This is a genomic window from Streptomyces sp. NPDC020884 (genome assembly GCF_044333935.1).
Classification (GTDB): domain Bacteria; phylum Actinomycetota; class Actinomycetes; order Streptomycetales; family Streptomycetaceae; genus Streptomyces.
This window is the reverse complement of record NZ_JBIRRY010000011.1, coordinates 377,466-395,720: the sequence shown is the minus strand read 5'-3', so window position 1 is coordinate 395,720 and position 18,255 is coordinate 377,466. Positions and strand designations below refer to the sequence as shown.

The 18,255-nt window shown below is 73.5% G+C and carries 14 protein-coding genes; 9 read left to right on the top strand and 5 right to left on the bottom strand.

Annotated features, from left to right (window positions below):
• Positions 1 to 20 precede the first annotated feature (20 nt).
• The 3 genes from ACH4UK_RS31595 to ACH4UK_RS31585 form a co-directional block, all read right to left on the bottom strand.
• Positions 21 to 764, bottom strand: a complete 744-nt coding sequence (locus ACH4UK_RS31595; protein ID WP_398361817.1) for a gamma-glutamyl-gamma-aminobutyrate hydrolase family protein — start codon at positions 762 to 764, stop codon at positions 21 to 23.
• Between the two features lie 53 nt (positions 765 to 817).
• Positions 818 to 2,287 (bottom strand): ethanolamine permease, encoded by a 1,470-nt coding sequence (gene eat, locus ACH4UK_RS31590; protein ID WP_398361816.1) that lies wholly within the window; start codon positions 2,285 to 2,287, stop codon positions 818 to 820.
• Between the two features lie 153 nt (positions 2,288 to 2,440).
• Positions 2,441 to 3,229 (bottom strand): FadR/GntR family transcriptional regulator, encoded by a 789-nt coding sequence (locus ACH4UK_RS31585; RefSeq protein WP_398361814.1) that lies wholly within the window; start codon positions 3,227 to 3,229, stop codon positions 2,441 to 2,443.
• A 234-nt stretch (positions 3,230 to 3,463) separates the two neighbouring features.
• Here ACH4UK_RS31585 and ACH4UK_RS31580 point away from each other — a divergent pair, with 234 nt between their 5' ends.
• The 3 genes from ACH4UK_RS31580 to ACH4UK_RS31570 are packed head-to-tail and all read left to right on the top strand — an operon-like array spanning position 3,464 to position 7,033.
• Positions 3,464 to 4,828 carry a glutamine synthetase family protein gene (locus ACH4UK_RS31580; RefSeq protein WP_398361813.1) on the top strand — a complete coding sequence of 455 codons (1,365 nt, stop codon included), beginning with the start codon at positions 3,464 to 3,466 and terminating at the stop codon, positions 4,826 to 4,828.
• A gap of 31 nt (positions 4,829 to 4,859) precedes the next feature.
• Positions 4,860 to 6,242, top strand: a complete 1,383-nt coding sequence (locus ACH4UK_RS31575; protein ID WP_398361811.1) for an aldehyde dehydrogenase family protein — start codon at positions 4,860 to 4,862, stop codon at positions 6,240 to 6,242.
• Between the two features lie 5 nt (positions 6,243 to 6,247).
• Positions 6,248 to 7,033 (top strand): 3-oxoacyl-ACP reductase, encoded by a 786-nt coding sequence (locus ACH4UK_RS31570; protein ID WP_398361809.1) that lies wholly within the window; start codon positions 6,248 to 6,250, stop codon positions 7,031 to 7,033.
• A gap of 64 nt (positions 7,034 to 7,097) precedes the next feature.
• Here ACH4UK_RS31570 and ACH4UK_RS31565 read toward each other — a convergent pair whose 3' ends face one another.
• Complete coding sequence (locus ACH4UK_RS31565; protein WP_398361808.1) at positions 7,098 to 8,303, bottom strand: helix-turn-helix domain-containing protein; 1,206 nt, start codon at positions 8,301 to 8,303, stop codon at positions 7,098 to 7,100.
• The gene (locus ACH4UK_RS31560; protein WP_398361806.1) at positions 8,300 to 8,452 is read right to left on the bottom strand and encodes a hypothetical protein; all 153 of its coding nucleotides are present in this window, start codon (positions 8,450 to 8,452) and stop codon (positions 8,300 to 8,302) included. Before ACH4UK_RS31560 ends, ACH4UK_RS31565 begins: the two co-directional genes overlap by 4 nt.
• A 185-nt stretch (positions 8,453 to 8,637) precedes the next feature.
• On the opposite strand from ACH4UK_RS31560, the gene ACH4UK_RS31555 reads away from it, so the two are divergent.
• The 6 genes from ACH4UK_RS31555 to ACH4UK_RS31530 all read left to right on the top strand — a co-directional run bounded on the left by ACH4UK_RS31555 (position 8,638) and on the right by ACH4UK_RS31530 (position 18,252).
• The gene (locus ACH4UK_RS31555) at positions 8,638 to 9,621 is read left to right on the top strand and encodes a DUF3068 domain-containing protein (RefSeq protein WP_398361804.1); all 984 of its coding nucleotides are present in this window, start codon (positions 8,638 to 8,640) and stop codon (positions 9,619 to 9,621) included.
• A gap of 301 nt (positions 9,622 to 9,922) precedes the next feature.
• Positions 9,923 to 11,104, top strand: a complete 1,182-nt coding sequence (locus ACH4UK_RS31550; protein ID WP_398361802.1) for a glycosyltransferase family 4 protein — start codon at positions 9,923 to 9,925, stop codon at positions 11,102 to 11,104.
• The gene (locus tag ACH4UK_RS31545; protein ID WP_398361800.1) at positions 11,101 to 11,820 is read left to right on the top strand and encodes a class I SAM-dependent methyltransferase; all 720 of its coding nucleotides are present in this window, start codon (positions 11,101 to 11,103) and stop codon (positions 11,818 to 11,820) included. The genes ACH4UK_RS31550 and ACH4UK_RS31545 overlap by 4 nt, the downstream gene beginning before the upstream one ends.
• Entirely contained in the window at positions 11,817 to 16,202 is a 4,386-nt protein-coding gene (locus ACH4UK_RS31540) for an alpha-(1->3)-arabinofuranosyltransferase family protein (protein ID WP_398361798.1), read from the top strand. The genes ACH4UK_RS31545 and ACH4UK_RS31540 overlap by 4 nt, the downstream gene beginning before the upstream one ends.
• Positions 16,202 to 17,530: a condensation protein gene (locus ACH4UK_RS31535; protein ID WP_398361796.1), complete on the top strand. Its 1,329-nt coding sequence runs from the start codon at positions 16,202 to 16,204 to the stop codon at positions 17,528 to 17,530. Before ACH4UK_RS31540 ends, ACH4UK_RS31535 begins: the two co-directional genes overlap by 1 nt.
• Positions 17,527 to 18,252 carry a class I SAM-dependent methyltransferase gene (locus ACH4UK_RS31530; protein WP_398361794.1) on the top strand — a complete coding sequence of 242 codons (726 nt, stop codon included), beginning with the start codon at positions 17,527 to 17,529 and terminating at the stop codon, positions 18,250 to 18,252. The genes ACH4UK_RS31535 and ACH4UK_RS31530 overlap by 4 nt, the downstream gene beginning before the upstream one ends.
• The last annotated feature ends 3 nt before the right edge of the window (positions 18,253 to 18,255 follow it).

Sequence of the window (18,255 nt, the reverse complement as noted above, 5' to 3'; positions counted from 1 at the left end):
CCGCCCTGGGCCGGGTCGGCTCAGCTCAGGGCCCGTACGGGCGCTTCGAGGACGGGCCGGGCATCGGGCAGGCCCGCCCGTCCCCCGGCGGCCCGGACCAGGGCGGCCATGACCCGGGTGTCCTCGCCCATCTCCGGATGCCACTGCACTCCGAGGACCAGGCTCCCGTGCCCGGGAAGCTCCAGGGCCTCCACGGTCCCGTCGGGCGCGTGGGCACAGGCCACCAGACCGGCGCCGAGCCGGTCGACCGCCTGGTGGTGGTAGGCGGGCACCACGGCGGTCTCCGGTACGGCGTCCGCGTACGCGGTGCCGGGCACGGGCGTCACCGGGTGGCTGCCGAAGACGCCGAGGCCGCCGGTGTGGTCCTCCAGGTGCTGGTGGAGGGTGCCGCCAAGGGCGACGTTCAGCAGCTGCATGCCCCGGCAGATGCCGAGCAGGGGGACCTGCCGCTCGACCGCCGCCCGGATCAGGGCCAGCTCCCAGGCGTCGCGTTCCCGGGCCGGGGGGCCGGTACGGGGGTCGGCGACCGCCCCGTACCGGGCCGGTTCCACGTCCGCTCCCCCGGCGATCACCAGCCCGTCCAGGGCGGCGACGGTGTCCCGGGCCGCGTCCGCCGCGTCATCGGGCGGCAGCAGCACCGCGAGCCCGCCCGCCGCGCGGACGAGGCGCGGATAGCCGGCGGGCAGCAGCACCGCGGGCATCTCCCACACACCCCAGCGGGCCTGGTCCTGGTAGGTGCTGATGCCGATGACGGGCCGGGACATGGAACGCGCTCCTTCGGGGCGGGGTGATCGGGGTGGTCGGCGGCGGCCGGGGCTCAGTCGCGGGCGAGTTCGGCCTCGGCCGCCGCCAGCGCGGCGAACTCCTCCTCCGGGGCTCCCGCGACCAGCCGGTGACGGCTGTAGAAGGCGAAGTAGGCCAGGGCCACCGCGTACACGCCGAGTGCGATGAACGCCGCGTCGCGGTCCACCAGGAAGGTCGCCACCAGCGCCGAGCATGCCAGAACGAAGGCGACGGACGAGGTGAGCGCGCCGCCGGGGGTGCGGTAGGGGCGCGGCAGCTCCGGTTCGCGGCGGCGCAGCATCATGTGGGAGAGCGCCATGAGGGCGTAGCTGATGGTGGCGCCGAAGACGGCGACGTTCAGCATCCGGCCGCCGTTGCCGCTCCAGGCGGCGAGCGCGAACCCGATGATGCCGGGGATCAGCAGGCCGAGGTAGGGGGACTTGCGCCGGTTGGTCAGCGAGAGGAAGCGCGGCAGGTATCCGGCCCGGGAGAGGGCGAACAGCTGGCGGGACCCGGCGAAGATCAGGGAGAAGAAGGAGGCGACCAGGCCGGCGAGGCCCGCGTAGTTCACGAAGCGGCTCAGGGCGGTCGGTTCGCCGGTGCCCTCCAGGGCCACCACGAGCGGGTTCCCGGCGTCCTTGATGGCGTTGGCGCCCTGCGCGCCGGTGGCCGAGATGAAGGTGATGACGGCCAGGAAGACCAGCACGGCGAGCGAGATGGCCAGGGCCTTCGGCATCGAGCGGACCGGGTCCTTGGCCTCCTCGGCGGCGAGCGGCACGCCTTCCACGCCGAGGAAGAACCACATGCCGAAGGGGAAGGCGGCCCAGATCCCGAGGAGGCCGAACGGCAGCCACGAGGAGGAGCCGAAGGCGGAGGCGTCCGCCGGGATGTCGTTGAGGCGGCCCGCGTCGAACTCGGTGAACGCGCCGATGGCGAAGATGAGCAGGGCGGCGACCGCGATGGCGGTCACCACCAGGCTGAAGCGCAGCGCCTCGCCGACGCCCCAGAGGTGGATGCCGATGAAGATCGCGAAGCAGGCGAGGTAGACGGGCCAGCCGGAGGTGAGGCCGAACAGGCCGAGGGATTCGACGTAGTCGCCGATGAACAGGGCGATCGCGGCGGGCGCGAGGATGTACTCGATGAGGATGGCCGTGCCGGTGAGGAAGCCGCCCCAGGTGCCGAGCGCCCGCCGGGCGAAGCCGTAACCGCCGCCCGCCGTGGGCAGGATGGCGGAGAGTTCGGCCAGCGCGAAGACCAGACACGCGTACATGACGCCCATCAGGACCATGGCCGCGGCGAGTCCGCCGAATCCGCCCTTGGACAGGCCGATGTTCCAGCCGGAGAAGTCGCCGGAGACGACGTAGGCGACGCCTAGCCCGGTCAGCAGGAGCCAGCCGGCGCTGCCCCGGCGCAGGGTCCGGCGGTGGAGGTAGGCGTCCGTGCCGGACTCCCCCGGGCTCGCGTCGCCGGGTGGTCCGGCGGGTGTTTCGGTTCCCTGAGCCATGAGGCGCTCCAGATGTGTGTCGACTTCATCGTTGGAACTGCTTCGATCAAAGGTTCGTCGGCACACCTTTGTGGAACGGGGCGGCACCTGGCAAGAGGCGTGCGTTAAAGAGTGGTTACGGATTCGCCTCACCGGACTCCCCCGGGGCGGGGCTCAGGCGAGGAAGCCGCGCAGCAGGGCCGCCGTGCCGCCGCAGTGCTCGCGCATCATCTCGCGGGCCGCGTCCGCGTCCCGGTCGAGCACTGCCTCGACGACGGCCGCGTGCTGGCGCTGCGAGTGCTCCAGGTTGCGCACCAGCAGCGGGATGCAGTCGAGCAGTTCGTTGAGGGTGGCCCGGACCGCGGCGTACTGGGCGGCGAGCGTGCGGGAGCCGGAGAGTTCGGCGAGCGTGAGGTGGAGCAGGGTGTCCTGGCGGCGGTAGTCCTCCAGCCGGGCTCCCCGCGTCGCGCCGAGCGCGGCCCGCAGCCGGGCCCCGCCGTCCGCCGGGAGCCCCTCGGCGCACAGGCCCGCCGCTCCGGCCTCCAGCACCTCACGGAAGCGCAGGGTGTCCTCCAGGTCGACGGCGGCGATGCGGCGGCGCAGTTCGCCGCTGCCGTCGGGTGTGGCGGTGCGGGGCAGGACGAACGTCCCGCCGTAGCGGCCGCGGCGGCTCTCGACCATGTGCTGGTCCTGGAGGACCTTGAGGACCTCGCGCAGGGTCACCCTGCTGATCCGCAGATGCTGGGACAGCTCGCGCTCGGAGGGCAGCCGTTCGCCGGGCGGGACCAGGCCCAGGCGCAGGAGCTGGAGGATCTGCTCCAGGGCCTCCTCGAAGCCGTTGCCCGCGCGGACCGGCCGCAGCACGGTGTCCAGCCGGCCGGTCGCGGCCTCGCGCTCTCCCCCGGCCGCACCGGCCTCCGCTGCCGCCGGACGGGTGTCGTCCGCTCTTCCGCTCGTGACCACTGGCGGATCCCCTTCCCAAGCAATGGTTCTCTGCCATACCTTAGACCGACCGGTGATTGGGGGGCGGCGTCGCGGGGCTGGGCACGTACATCTGCGGCGTTGTCGTCCATCACCATGGCTCCGCCATGCCTCAATCCTCCGCCTTGCAGCTGCACGCACCCAGCCCCGCTCCTTCTTCCGCCCCCCAATCACCGGTCGGTCTCATGCCTCCCGGTTCACCCAAGGAGGCATCCCGTGGCAGACCGCACACCCCCGCTCGGCGTCGACGAGCTCCGCTCCCGTGTCGCGGACGGGTCGATGGACACCGTGGTGCTGGCCTTCCCGGACATGCAGGGCCGGCTCCAGGGGAAGCGGTTCGCGGCCGGGTTCTTCCTCGACGAGGTGCTGGAGCACGGCACCGAGGGCTGCAACTACCTGCTGGCCGTGGACACCGAGATGCGGACCGTCGACGGCTACGCGATGTCCTCGTGGGAGAACGGCTACGGCGACTTCGGCATGGTCCCCGACCCCGCCACCCTGCGCCCCGTCCCCTGGCACGAGGGGACCGCCCTGCTGATCGCGGACCTCGCCTGGCACGACGGCAGTCCGGTGGTGGCGGCCCCGCGTCAGATCCTGCGCCGCCAGCTCGACCGGCTCGCCTCGCTCGGCTACACCGCGCAGGTGGGCACGGAGCTGGAGTTCATCGTCTTCCGGGACAGTTACGAGGAGGCCTGGGACCGCGACTACCGCGGGCTGACCCCGGCCAACCAGTACAACATCGACTACTCGATCCTCGGCACCGGCCGCATCGAGCCGCTGCTGCGCCGGATCCGCAACGAGATGCAGGCGGCCGGGCTGACCGTCGAGTCCGCCAAGGGCGAGTGCAATCCCGGCCAGCACGAGATCGTCTTCCGGTACGACGAGGCGCTGACCACCTGCGACCAGCACGCCGTCTACAAGACGGGCGCCAAGGAGATCGCGGCCCAGGAGGGCGTCTCGCTGACCTTCATGGCCAAGTACGACGAGCGCGAGGGCAACTCCTGCCACATCCACCTCTCGCTCACCGACGAGGACGGCGAGAACGTGATGGCGGGCGAGGGCGAGGACGGCATGTCCGAGGTGATGCGGCACTTCCTGGCCGGTCAGCTCGCCGCCCTGCGGGACTTCTCCCTCCTCTACGCGCCCAACATCAACTCCTACAAACGCTTCCAGCCCGGTTCCTTCGCCCCCACCGCCGTGGCCTGGGGCGTCGACAACCGCACCTGCGCCCTGCGGGTCGTCGGCCACGGCCGCTCGATGCGCTTCGAGAACCGGCTGCCGGGCGGCGACGTCAACCCGCACCTGGCCGTCGCCGGACTGGTCGCCGCCGGACTGTACGGGGTCGAGCACCGGCTGCCGCTGCCGGAGGCGTGCACGGGCAACGCGTACACCGGGGAGTACGACCAGGTGCCGACGACCCTGCGCGAGGCGGCCGAGCTGTGGGAGGCCAGCCCCATCGCCAAGGAGGCGTTCGGCGAGGAGGTCGTCGCGCACTACCTGAACATGGCCCGGGTCGAACTGACCGCGTACGACTCCGCGGTGACCGACTGGGAGCTGCGCCGCTCCTTCGAACGCCTCTGACCACCACCAGCTTCCCGATCGAGGTCCGTACGTGTCACACCCCACCCTGGACGTCCTGAACCCGGCGACCGCCGAGGTCATCGCCACCGTCCCCGCGGCCTCCGCGGCCGATGTGGACGCCGCCGTCACCCGCGCGGCGACCGCCCAGCGTTCCTGGGCCGCCGCCGCGCCCGCCGACCGGGCCCGCCTGCTGCGCCGCTTCGCCGTCGTCGTCGACGAACACATCGAGGAACTGGCGCGGTTGGAGGTGCGGGAGGCCGGTCACACCATCGGCAACGCCCGCTGGGAGGCGGGCAACGTCCGCGATCTGCTCGACTACAGCGCGGGCGGGGCCGAACGGCTCCTGGGCCGGCAGATCCCGGTGGCGGGCGGCATCGACTTCACGATCCTGGAGCCGCTGGGCGTCGTCGGCGTCATCGCTCCGTGGAACTTCCCGATGCCGATCGCCGCCTGGGGCCTGGCCCCGGCCCTCGCGGCGGGCAACGCCGTCCTCCTCAAGCCCGCCGAAACGACCCCGCTCACCGCTCTCCGGCTGGCCGAACTCGCCCTGGAGGCAGGCCTTCCCGACGGGCTGTTCCAGGTGCTGCCCGGCGAAGGGCCGGTGGCCGGAAGCGCCCTGGTCGAGCACCCGGGGGTCGCGAAGATCGTGTTCACCGGCTCCACCCGGACCGGCAAGCACATCATGACCCGCTGCGCGGAGCGCGTGAAGCGGCTCACCCTGGAGCTGGGCGGCAAGAGCCCCAACGTCGTCTTCGCCGACGCCGATGTGGCGGCCGCGGCGGCGGCCGCCCCGATGTCCTTCCTGGACAACGCCGGTCAGGACTGCTGCGCCCGGACCCGCATCCTGGTCGAAAGGTCCGTGTACGACCGCTTCCTCGACCTCTTCGTCCCGGCCGTGTCCGCCGTGGTGGTGGGCGACCCGGCCGACGAGAAGACCCAGATGGGGCCGCTGATCTCGGCCGTCCAGCGGGACCGGGTCCGGGGGCTCGTCGACGGCGTACGGGGAGCCGACGGCGTACGGGCCATCCTCGGAACGGCTCCCGAGGGCCCGGGGTTCTGGTATCCGCCGACCGTCCTCACCGGGGTCTCGCCCGATGCGCCGGTGGCGGTCGAGGAGGTCTTCGGGCCGGTCGCGGTGGTCCTGCCGTTCGAGGACGAACAGGACGCGCTGCGCCTCGCCAACGCCACCGACTACGGACTGGCCGGATCGGTCTGGACCCGGGACGTCGGCCGCGCGCTGCGCGTCGGCCAGGGGCTGCGGGCGGGCAACCTCTCCGTCAACTCGCACTCCAGCGTGCGCTATTCGACCCCCTTCGGCGGCTACAAGCAGTCGGGTCTGGGCCGCGAGCTCGGCCCGGACGCCCTGGCCGCCTTCACCGAAACCAAGAACGTCTTCATCAGCACGGAGGCCTGAGCACCATGACCGACACTTCTTCCGTCTGCCGCCGTCTGGTCGGCCGCACCGCCGTCGTCACCGGAGCCGGCAGCGGCATCGGCCTGGCCACCGCCCGGCGGCTGGCCGCCGAGGGCGCGCACGTCGTCTGCGCCGATGTGGACGAGGAGCACGGCAAGGCCGCCGCCGAGGAGACCGCCGGGCTCTTCGTGCGCACCGACGTCACCGACGCCGAGCAGGTGGACGCCCTCTTCAAGGCCGCGTTCGACACCTACGGCTCGGTCGACATCGCGTTCAACAACGCGGGGATCTCGCCGCCCGACGACGACTCCATCCTGGACACCGGGCTGGAGGCCTGGCGGCGGGTGCAGGAGGTCAACCTGACCTCCGTGTTCCTCTGCTGCAAGGCGGCCATTCCCTATATGCGCGCGCAGGGCAGGGGCTCCATCATCAACACGGCCTCGTTCGTGGCCCGGATGGGCGCGGCCACCTCGCAGATCTCCTACACCGCGTCCAAGGGCGGGGTGCTGGCGATGTCGCGCGAGCTGGGGGTGCAGTTCGCACGCGACGGCATCCGGGTCAACGCCCTGTGCCCCGGCCCGGTCAACACCCCGCTGCTCCAGGAGCTGTTCGCCAAGGACCCGGAGCGGGCCGCCCGGCGGCTGGTGCACATCCCGGTCGGCCGGTTCGCCGAGCCGACCGAGATCGCCGCCGCCGTCGCGTTCCTGGCGAGCGACGACTCCTCGTTCGTGAACGCCACGGACTTCCTGGTCGACGGGGGGATCGCCGGGGCGTACGTCACCCCGGTGTGATCCCGGCGGTCGTGCGACGGCCCCGGCGGCCGGATGTCCGCGGGCGTCCGGCCGCCGGGGCCTTTCAGTCCCGGACCGGGGCCAGATCGCCGCGGAGGCGTTGGGCGCGGAGCACCAGGAGCATCTCGAAGCGCTGGTCCGGCTCGTCGATGGCCGTGCCCCAGAGCTCACGGATCTGCCGCAGCCGGTAGCGGGCGGTCTGCGGGTGGATGCCCAGGCGCGCGGCCACCTCGGGGGCGCCACCGGGGGTCTCGATCCAGGCGAGCAGCGTCTCGGCCAGGCGCCGCGCCTGGGTCGGGCTGAGGCCGTCCAGCGGGGCGAGGCAGCGGCGGGCGGACGCGTCGATCAGCTCCTGGGCGGGGAGCAGCACCAGCTCCTCCGTGTGCTCGGTGCAGTACAGCACCTCGCCCTGCGGCAGCAGGTCCCTCTTGATCAGCTGCACCGCGGTCTCCGCCCAGCGCAGCGAGGTCGCCGCCGCCGCCAGCGGGACCGGCGGGCCGATCGCCCCGGACCAGCCGGCCGTGGCGCGCCGCAGGGTCTCCGCGCGGCCCGCCGTGTCCGGGTCCGGGATGACGATGCGCGGCTGCTCGCTCTCCATCTCCAGCAGAATGCCCTGCCCCACCGCGGGGGCCACGGCCTCGCGGGCGGGGCGCATGAGCACGCCCACGGCGATCGTCTCCGGGAGCTCCCAGCCGATGCGGGCGGCCCGCTCGGCCAGGCCCCGGGTCGCGTCGCCGCGGTGTTCCATCAGCAGGAGCTCGATCAGCTGGCGCTGGAGGCGGAGCCGTTCGCTGGCGCGCCGGGCCGCCGCCTCGGCGTAGCCCCGTACCGACTGTTCCACGAGCCCGTCCAGATACTCGAATCCCGATTCGGCCAGCTCGTACATGGCGGGCGCGGGGATGTCGACCTGCTGGCCGATCTCGGCGAGCCTGCGCCAGGTGAGCCGGACGCCGAGGCGATAGATGGCCTGGAGCGCGTCGAGGCTGCGGCCCTCCAGGCCCTCGCCCCGTCCGAACTCCTGGAACATCTCCGGCGGCACCCGGGGGTGGGCGCCGGCCGTGAGGTTGTGGACGAAGCCCTCGATGGCGCGGCGGATGCCGACGAGGGCCAGCGGCTCCCCGGACTCGTCCTCGACCAGCTGCACATAGGGATATTCCCGGCGAATCTGGTACAGGATCGCCTGTGCGAGCTCCGGCGCCCCGGACAGGGCGATCTCCTCGAAGCGGTCGAGCTTCGCCTGGGGGACCTCCTGCCAGGCCGGGCGGGTCACGGAGCCGCCGGGGCGGTGTCATAGCTGATCAGGGGCGTATTGGGCTGGTCGGGGGTGGCGTCGAGCAGTGCCACGACGCCGAACGCCGCACCAACGGCGAGCGTGGCGGCCACCAGGGCGGTGACGGCGGCGGCGATGAGTCTGCGCATGGTCGGGTCAGCTCCTTGCTGAAGGCGATCCCCACCCCTTCAGCCGGGCCCCTCCGGCTGGGACACAGTGTCGACAGCACATTGACATTCCGTCAAGGGCTTGCTTACTGTTCACGCCAATCAAGGGCTGACCGGCCCGGGGCCCGTGCACCTCCGCGAAGAGATTTCGACCCAGGAGTGCCCGGATGCGCCACAACGCTTCACCCCTGTCGCTTGTCCTGCTGGGGGCAGGGGTTTTCCTGCTCGTCCTCGCGCCGCTGCTCGTCTGGTACGTCCAGCCGCACGCCAAGCGCACCCCCATCGACACCGACACCACCACCGTCTTCACCGGTACGGGCAGCTATTTCGACACGTCCGAGGTGGAGACGGTCAAGGGCAGGACGATCACGATCACCCGGCAGGTGCGCGGGGACGTGGCCGACAGCGAGAAGAGCGGCAACGCCGTGTGGGACGTGTCCACCTCGGTCGACCACCAGGGCACCCTGCCCGCCTCGGACCCCCGTGACGCCCTTCAGTGGACGCTGGAGCGCTGGGTGACCGACCGGGTCACCAACGAGCCGGTCCACTGCTGCGAGGAGTCCCCGGCCTTCGACGGGGAGGCCTATCTCAAGTTCCCCTTCGACGTCGAGAAGCGCTCCTACCGCTGGTGGGACAGCACGCTCGGCGGTGTGGTGCGGCTCTCCTACGCCGGTGAGCAGGAGATCCAGGGCTACCGGGGCCACCTCTTCAAGGGCGAGGTCGAGCCCACCAGGACCGGGGTGCGCCAGGTGCCCGGACTGCTCGTGGGGAAGAAGAAGACGCCCCAGGTGCTGGCCGAGGAGTGGTATTCCAACAGCGGCATCGAGCTGGTCGTGGACCAGCGGACCGGCCGGATCATCAACGCGGCGATCGGCCCGAGGAAGACGCTGCGCGCCCCGGGCTCCCAGAAGGACGCCGTCGTGCTGCTGGAGAGCAAGCGGGTGGAATTCACCGAGGAGACCCAGCTCAAGCAGGTCGAGCTGGCGTCGGCGGACAGCGACCGGCTGGCGATGCTCGGCACGACCGCGCCGGCCGGGGCGGCCGGACTGGGCGGCGTGCTCGCCCTGGCGGGGGTCGTCCTCGTCGTCCGGGGGCGCCGGACGGAGCCGGACGACCCGAACACTCACATGATGACGATTCCGCACACCTGAGTTACCGGCAAGTTGTTGCACCGGTGAGTAGCCGGGCGCGTACCCGTGCCGAAAACTGTCTATCCCCACCAAAGCACGGCCCCCCGGTCTCGTCCCCGTCCCTCCGTCTCCCGCTTCTCCGTCCCCCGCCCTTCTCCCTCCGCTTCCTCACCACCCTTCCTTTCGGTCCTCGCCCCACCGCCGCGTCCCCGGCCCCGGTGCACCTGTGTCCCGGCCCCCGTACGCCCCCGCACCGCTCGGCCCCCGCCCCTGAGGGCCGCGTCCCCCGTATCTCCGCACCCCGAGCCGAGTTGGAGCGCCCATGCCCCAGCACGTCCCTCCCCCACTGCTCGACGCCGCCGCGCGCCCGGGTCAGGGCCCGGCGTCCTCCCGGATCCCCGCGGCCCCCCGCCGCATCGTCTTCCTCGCCCACCGCGACCTGGGCAACCCGGCCGCCGGCGGCTCGGAACTGCTGGTCGACCAGCTGGCCCTGGGCCTCACCGAGCAGGGTCACGACGTCACGCTGCTGTGCGGCGGGCAGGCCGCCCGGCGGCCCTACCGGGTCATCTCGGCGGGCAGCACGCTGGGGCACTACGTCGGCGCGCGGTCCGCGTTCGCCCGGCGGATCGGCAGCTGCGACCTGCTCGTCGAGGTCTGCAACGGCATGCCGTACCTGGCCCCGCTGTGGCACCGCGGACCCACGGTGTGCCTGGTCAACCATGTGCACACCGACCTGTGGGACATGCGCTTCCCGACGCCGGTGGCCCGTGCCGGGCGGAAGCTCGAACACTGGGCCCTGTCCCGGGCCTACCGCGACCACCTGATGATCGCGGTGTCCCCCTCGACGGCGGGCGCCCTGCGCGAACTGGGCGTGCCCGACCGGCGGATCCGGGTGGTGCACAACGGGGTCCAGGAGCCGAGCCCGCAGAGCGAGAGGTCCCACACGCCGCTGTTCGTGGCGCTGGGCCGGCTCGTCGACTACAAGCGCATCGATCTGCTGCTCCAGCTCTGGGAGCGCGTCCGGCCGGTCACCGGCGGCCGGCTCGTCATCGTCGGCGACGGCCCCGAGCGGGCACGGCTGGAACGACTCGCCGGTCCCGGGGTGGAGTTCGCCGGTCATGTGACCGAGGCGGAGAAGCACCGGCTGCTCTGTGCCGCGTGGATGCTGCTGCACCCGGCGGCGGTGGAGGGGTGGGGGCTGGTCGTCACGGAGGCCGGGGCCCGGTCCACCCCGACGCTGGGCTTCGACGTGCCGGGACTGCGCGACTCCGTCGAGGACGGCGTCACCGGGATCCTCGCCCCGGGCGCGTCCTCCTTCGCCGCCGCCTGGTGCGCGCTGGCGCTGGACGACGAACGGCGCGAGGCGATGGGGAAGGCAGCCCGCGAGCGCGCCGCCGCCTACCGGTGGACCGCCAGTGTGCGCCGGTTCGCGGCGGTGGCCGCCGAGGCGACCGCCGGTGCGGCGGGCACCCCGAGCGCCCCGGCGATCGGCGCGAGCGCGTGAAGGACCCCTCGTTCCGGCGGTCGGCCGCCCTGTTCCGCGCCTTCCTGCGCGAACAGGGCGACCCCGCCACGGCCTACACCCTGCTGGCCCGGGACGCGGCCGACCAGGTCGAGCGGCACGGTCCGCTCCGGGACAAGGTCGTCGTGGACATCGGCGGCGGCGACGGCTACTTCACCCGGGAGTTCCGGCGGCGCGGTGCGCACAGCTACCTCTTCGAACCGGATCCGGCGGAGCTCGGCCCCGGGCAGCGCGCGGACACCGTCCTCGCCGACGGCTATCTGCTGCCGCTCGCCGACGGCGCGGCCGACGTCTGCTTCTCCTCGAACGTGCTGGAGCACGTCGCCGATCCGCACACCTTCCTCAGCGAGATGGCGCGGGTGACCCGCCCCGGCGGTCTCATCTACGTCTCGTACACCAACTGGCTCTCCCCGTGGGGCGGCCACGAGTGGGCGCCCTGGCACTACCTCGGCGCCGAACGCGCCCGCAGCCGCTACGAGCGGCGCACCGGTGGCCCCGCCAAGCACCGGCTCGGCGAGAACCTCTTCAAGATCGGCGTCGGCGAGACCCTGAGCCACGTCCGGAGCCGCTCCGACGTGACCGTCGTGTCCGCACGCTCGCGCTACTGGCCCGTCCTTCCCCAGCTCGTGCCGCGGATCCCCGTACTGCGGGAGTTCGCCACCTGGAACCTCCTCCTCATCCTCCGGCGGTGTTCATGACCAGCGCTGTCCACCCACCTCGGTCCACGGCCCCGGACGGCGCGGGTCCCGCGTCGTCCGGTCCGGCCGGCGGCCCGCCCCCGCGCCGGTCACGGCGTTGGCTGCTGGGCTTCTGGGCCGCCGTGTTCGCGGCGTTCCTCGCGGTCTCGCCCGGCCGGATGACGTTTGACACCAAGCTCGGCGTCGTCGCGGATCCCTGGCGCTTCCTGGGCGATCTGGGCGAGCTGTGGCACAGCCGGGCCGGGTTCGGCGGGATCGCCGACCAGTACGTGGGCTACGCCATCCCGATGCTGCCGTACTACGGGGTCGCCGACCTGCTGCAGATACCGGTCTGGCTCGCGGAGCGGCTGTGGCTCTCGCTGATCGTGGCGACCGCCTTCTGGGGTGCGCTCCGGCTGGCGGAGCGGCTGTCCGTGGGCTCCTCGGCCACCCGGCTGCTGGGCGCGGTGGCGTACGCGCTGTGGCCGACGTACACGATCGTCGTGGGCTCGACCTCGGCCGCGGCCCTGCCGGGCGCCCTGCTGCCGTGGGTGCTGCTGCCGCTGACGGACCCGCGCCTCGCGCCGAGGGTCGCCGCGGCCCGGTCCGCGCTGCTCATCCCGCTGATGGGCGGCGTCAACGCGGCGTCCACCCTGGCCTCGCTGCTGCCGGTCGGGCTGTATCTGCTGTCCCGTCCCGGCGGGCCGCGCAAGCGCGCGCTGCTGGCCTGGTGGATCCCGGGCGTGATCCTGGCGACCGCCTGGTGGATCGTTCCGCTGCTGCTGCTCGGGACCTTCGGCGAGAACTTCATGCCGTACGTGGAGTCCTCGTACACCACGACGACGACCATGTCGGCGACCGAGGTGCTGCGCGGCGGCGGGAACTGGGTCGGCTATCTGAACTTCGGCGAGGCCTGGCTGCCCGCCGGCTGGACCGTCGCCACCGCGACCGTCACCATCCTGGGCTCGGCGCTCGCCGCCGCCCTGGGGCTGGCGGGACTGGCGCGGCGTGATCTGCCCGAGCGCCGCTGGCTGGTGCTGACGGTCCTGAGCGTCGCGCTCATCACGCTCGCCGGTTACGGCGGCACGCTGGGCGGGCTGTTCCACGGGACCGTGCAGGACTGGCTGGACGGCTGGCTGGTGCCGTTCCGGAACATCTACAAGTTCCAGACGGGCCTGGCGCTGGCCCTGGCCCTGGGGCTCGCGCACCTCACGGCGGTGGCCTCCGTCGCCGCCGCGGCGCGCAGCGGCGGCAACGCGGTGCGCGCCCGCAGGCTCGCACCGGTGATCGCCGCCGCGCTCGTGCTGCCGGGTCTGGCCTGGCCGTACGTCAACGGCTCGATCCTGCAGACCGGTTCGTTCCAGCAGCTGCCCGCGTACTGGGAGTCCACCGGGAGCTGGCTGAAGAAGAACTCGGGAGACGACCGCGCCCTGGTGGTCCCCGCGACCGCGCACGGCATCTACACCTGGGGCTCCCCCATCGACCAGCCGCTGGACGTGCTGGCGAACTCGCCCTGGGCGCAACGGGATTACGTGCCGTTCGGCACACCGGGCAACCGGCGGGCGATGGACGCCGTCGAGCAGGCGCTGACCACCGGCGGCGAGGTCCCCGGGCTGAGCGAGTACCTCAACCGGGCGGGGCTGCACTATGTGGTGGTCCGCAACGACCTGGATCCCGACCAGTTGGGCTACGTCCCCACGACGACGGTGAAGCGCACGCTGGAGGCCTCCGGATACCAGCGCGTGACCGGGTTCGGTCCGGTGATGACCGGCGGCCGGATCGCGGCGGACACCCCCGTGCAGGTCGAGGGCCTCTATCCGCGGCAGCGGGCCGTGGAGATCTACGAGCCGCCCGCCGGGACGGAGCGCCCGGGACGGGCGGACACGGCCCCGGTCGCCTCGACGGCCGTGGTGAGCGGCGGGCCCGAGTCCCTGCTCCCCCTGTCGGCGAGCGGCGCGCTGGACGGCCGGCCGGCCGTGCTGGCCGGTGACGCGCACCCGGGTCTGGGACGGCCGTCGCTGTACGCGGCGGGCGACGGGCTGCGGCGCGCCGACACCCGGTTCGGGCTGGTCAACTCCAACACCTCGTACACCTACACCGCGAAGGAGCGCAACGCCGTGGAGGCGGCGCAGGATCCGGGCCGAAGCCCCCGGCAGATCCTGCCGACGTCCGGCGCGAAGCACCAGACGACCGCCGTGCTGCGCGGTGCGAAGGAGGTCAGCGCCTCCTCGGTGGGGAACTGGCTGTTCCATCTGCCGCAGTACGACCCGGCCAACGCGTTCGACGGGAATCCGGACACCGGCTGGGCGGAGGGGTCCCCGGGCTCGCCCGAGGGCGAGTGGGTACGGGTCGACTTCACCACCCCGACGGAGCTGCCCGGCTCGCTCGAGGTGACGCCGCTGCCCAGCGCGAACGTGCGGGCCGCGCCGACCGTCGTGCGGGTCGAGACCGAGCGGGGCTTCAAGGACAGCCCGCTGCGGCCGGACGGATCGGCGCAGCAGGTGGCCGCACCCGCCGGGCAGGCGGCCTGGCTGAAGGTGACGATCCTGGAGTCCCAGCAGGGGCGTCCCGGGCTCACCGGCGCCGGGTTCACCGACATCGCGGTCCCCGGGGTGCAGGTGACCCGGATGCTGGAACTGCCCTCCGACGCGCCGCGCGAGGGCGCGGACTCCACGGTCTACTCGCTGCGGCGGGGCAGCGACCCGGGCGGCCTGTCGTCGGTGGCGGCCGAGGTCGGCCTGCACCGGCAGTTCACCGCCCAGGAGGCGGGCGCCTACCAGGTGTCCGCGAGCGCGGTCCCGGTGCCCGGGGACGAACTGGACAAGCTGCTGTTCGAGCTGACGGGCGAGCGGGACAAGATCGAGGTGAGTGCCGACTCCACGGCACGGCTGGGCACCAATCTCAGTCCGCGCAATCTCACCGACGGTGATCTGACCACGGCGTGGATCGCGGGCGAACGCCCCGTGCTGCATCTGTCGTGGCCGGAGAAGAAGGAGGTCGGGGAGATCGTCTTCGCGGCGGCCGGCGGTCTCTCCACCCGTCCCGAGCAGGTGCAGATCAGCTCGCCGGACGGCACGGCGGTGGCCGCCGTGGACGAGAACGGCATGGCCCGCTTCTCCCCCATCAAGACCGACCGGATGGACATCACCATCTCGCGTCAGGCGCCGCTGACCGTCCACAACCCGGTCGCCGACGACCAGTTGCAGTTGCCGGTCGGTCTGAGCGAGGTCTACATCCCGGCGCTGGAGGAGTACCGCTCGCCGCAGCCGAAGCCGGACAAGACGTTCAGCCTGCCCTGCGGCAAGGGCCCGGTGCTGTCCGTCGGCGGTACGTTCCTGGAGACCCGGGCCGAGGGCCGGGTGCGGGATCTGACCCAGCGCCGCCCGATCGAGGTCACGCCGTGCACGAAGGACGGCTCGGTGGAGCTGGCCGCCGCGTCCACCACCGTCGAGGCGGGGGACGCTGGACCGCTCGCCATCACCGATGTCACGCTGAGCAACGGCGACTCCGAGGCCGCGGCGGGTGCGAAGCGGTCGGTGGACGTCCAGCAGGGCGACGGCGACCGGCGCACGATCGCCGTCGGCGCGGGCGAGGCGTCCTACCTCCAGATCCACGAGAACCACAACGCCGGCTGGAAGGCCACCCTGGACGGGAAGGAGCTGACGCCGCTGCGGATCGACGGCTGGCAGCAGGCCTGGCTGGTCCCGGAGGGCGAGGGCGGCAAGGTCACCCTGGAGTACGAGCCGGCCCGGATCTACCAGGTGGGTCTGATCGGCGCGGGGGCTCTGCTCTTGGTGCTGGTGGGGCTCGCCTTCGGACGCCGTCGGGGAGCCGGGCCGTACGCGGCCGAGGAGCAGCCCGTTCCGCCGGGGCCGGGTCTGGTCCTGGGCACGGTGGCCCTCACCCTGGTGGGCGTGGTGATCGCGGGGCCGCTCGCCCTGGCCGTCCCCGTTCTCGCCGTGCTCGCCCACTTCCGGCCGCGGTTGCTCGCGCCGGTCGCGTTCGCGGCGATGGCCGCCGCGGGTGTCGTCACCGCGGTCGGCACCGGGGACACCACCGTGGCGGGCGAGGGCGCGTTCGGCGCGACGGCCCAGTTCCTCGCGCTGGTCGCCCTGTTCGCCGCCCTGGTCACGGTCGGGCGCGGTCCGCTCGGCAGGCGGGCGGCGGGGGGCCCCGGCACGGCGGCCCCGGCTTCGGCCGGCGACGACGCGCCCACGGTCCCGGCGCAGGCCGCCTCTCCTTCGGGCCGGACGCTGTCCACCGACCCGAAGCGGCCGCAGGGAACTCCGCCTCCTGCTCCGGGGGCCGGATACCGGTCCGCGGGCGAAGGCGAGGGCGGTGACGGCCCGACGCAGCAGCTCGGCGGTCAGCAGCCGCCGTCCCGTCCGGGAGGGAGCACCTGATGGCGACCGCCCAGCAACCCCGGGCGCGGGGCGGCATGCCCCGGCCCGGCCCGCCGGCCCGGGTGCCGTTCCCGGTCGTCGACGAGGTGGCCCGGCACTGCGCGCAGGACGCCGAGCCGAACACGGTGCACATCGAGATCCATCTGCCCGGCCGGGTGGACGAGGCACGGCTGCGCTCCGCGTTCGCCGAGGCGCTCGCCCGGCACCCCCGGGCGCTGATGCGGGAGCGCCCCCGGGGCCCCTTCGCCCTGCGTTACGAGTGGGAGCTGACCGGGAGCGCCGACGCGGACCCGGTCTCCTTCCCGCCGTCCGCGCCCGGGGCGCTCGACCGGGCCCGGGTGGCGGCGCTGGGCCAGGCCCCGCCGCTGACGGCGTCGCCGCCGCTGCGGCTCGCCGTGGTCCGGGAGCCGGGGGCGGAGGGCTGTGTGCTGGTGTTCACGGTGCATCACGCCGCCCTCGACGGACCGGCGTGTCTGCGGCTGGCGGCGACGGCCGCGGAGGTCTACGGCGGGCACCGCGTCCCGCCGTCGCCGGCCCCCGCGCGCCCGGCGTCCGAGCCGCTCGCGCCGGACTCCGCGGTCCCGCCGACGGCCCGTCCCGCCCGGATCGCGGCGGGTTCGCCGGGGTCCTCGCCCGTACCGGGCAACGCCATGCTGCTGGCCGAACTGCCGGTCCCGAAGCGGGAGCCCGGCGCCCCGTACACGGTGAACGACCAGCTGATGGTGGCCACCGCGCTCACGGTGGCCGACTGGAACCGGACGCAGGGTGCGCCCGGAGCCGACCGGCGGCCGCTGCGGATCACCATGCCGGTCGACGACCGGACCCGGGGGCCCGAGATGCCGATCGGGAACGGCACCCGGCTGGTGGAGGTCGGTTTCGCCGCGTCCGAGCCGGCGCCGGGAGCCGACGTCGCCGCCCTGCTGCGGTCGACCGCCGAGCGGACCCGGGCCCTCAAGGCGCGTCCGCGGCCGCCGCTGGGGCGTTCCGCTTCCCTGCTGACCGCGCCGGTGCTGCCCGTGGCCGCCCGCGCCGCGGTCACCCGGGGGCTGCGGGTGCTGGCGGGGCCGTGGACCTCGACGACGCTGCTGAGCAACATCGGCCGGGTGCCGTACCCGTTGGCGTTCGGGGAGGCGGGCCGGGCGACGGCCGTGTGGTTCTCCGCACCCGCCCGGATGCCCCGGGGGCTGACCTTCACCACGGCGTCCACGGGCGGCCGGCTGCACCTGGCGCTGCGCTGGTCGCGCACCCTGCTGGGGGACGAGGACGGCGTGCGCCTGTGCGAGATGTTCACCCGCCACCTGGCCTCGACGTCCTCGGAGACCGTATGACCGGCACCTCTTCCCCGCCGCCCGGACTGCGGGACTTCTACGAGAACCCGGCCGTCCCCGTCGCGTCGGGCGACGGGCGCAGCAGGCGGCAGGCCCGGCTGCTGGCCGACGCGCTGGACGCGCCGGGGCAGGTGATCCTGGACATCGGGTGCGGTGACGGCACGGCGGCGGCCACGGCGGCCCCGATCCTCGCCGGGCACCGGCTGATCGGCGTCGACTGGTCGCAGGACGCGCTGCGCCGGGCCCGTCCCCGGATGGGTCTCGTGGTGCGCGGCGAGCTGGAGCACGGTGGGCTGCCGCTGGCCGACGGGTGCGCGGACGCGGTGCTGTTCAGCGAGATCCTGGAGCATCTGGTCGACCCGGACCAGGCGTTGGACGAGCTGCGGCGGGTGCTGCGGCCCGGCGGCCATCTGATGCTGTCCACCCCCAACCTGGCGGCCTGGTACAACCGGGCGCTGCTGCTCGCCGGGGTGCAGCCGGTGTTCTCCGAGGTCAGTCTGCGCGGGATCCACGGCCGTCCCGGCTCGGAGGTGGTCGGGCATCTGCGGCTGTACACCGCCCGTGCGCTGCGCTCCTTCCTGGCGGCCTCCGGTTTCGACGACGTGAGGATCACGGGCGCCCCGTTCCACGGGGTGCCGCGGCCGCTGCGGCTGCTGGACCGGGCGGCGTGCGCGGTGCCCGGGGCGGCCTCCATCCTGCTGGCCCACGCGCGGCGGAGGTAGCGC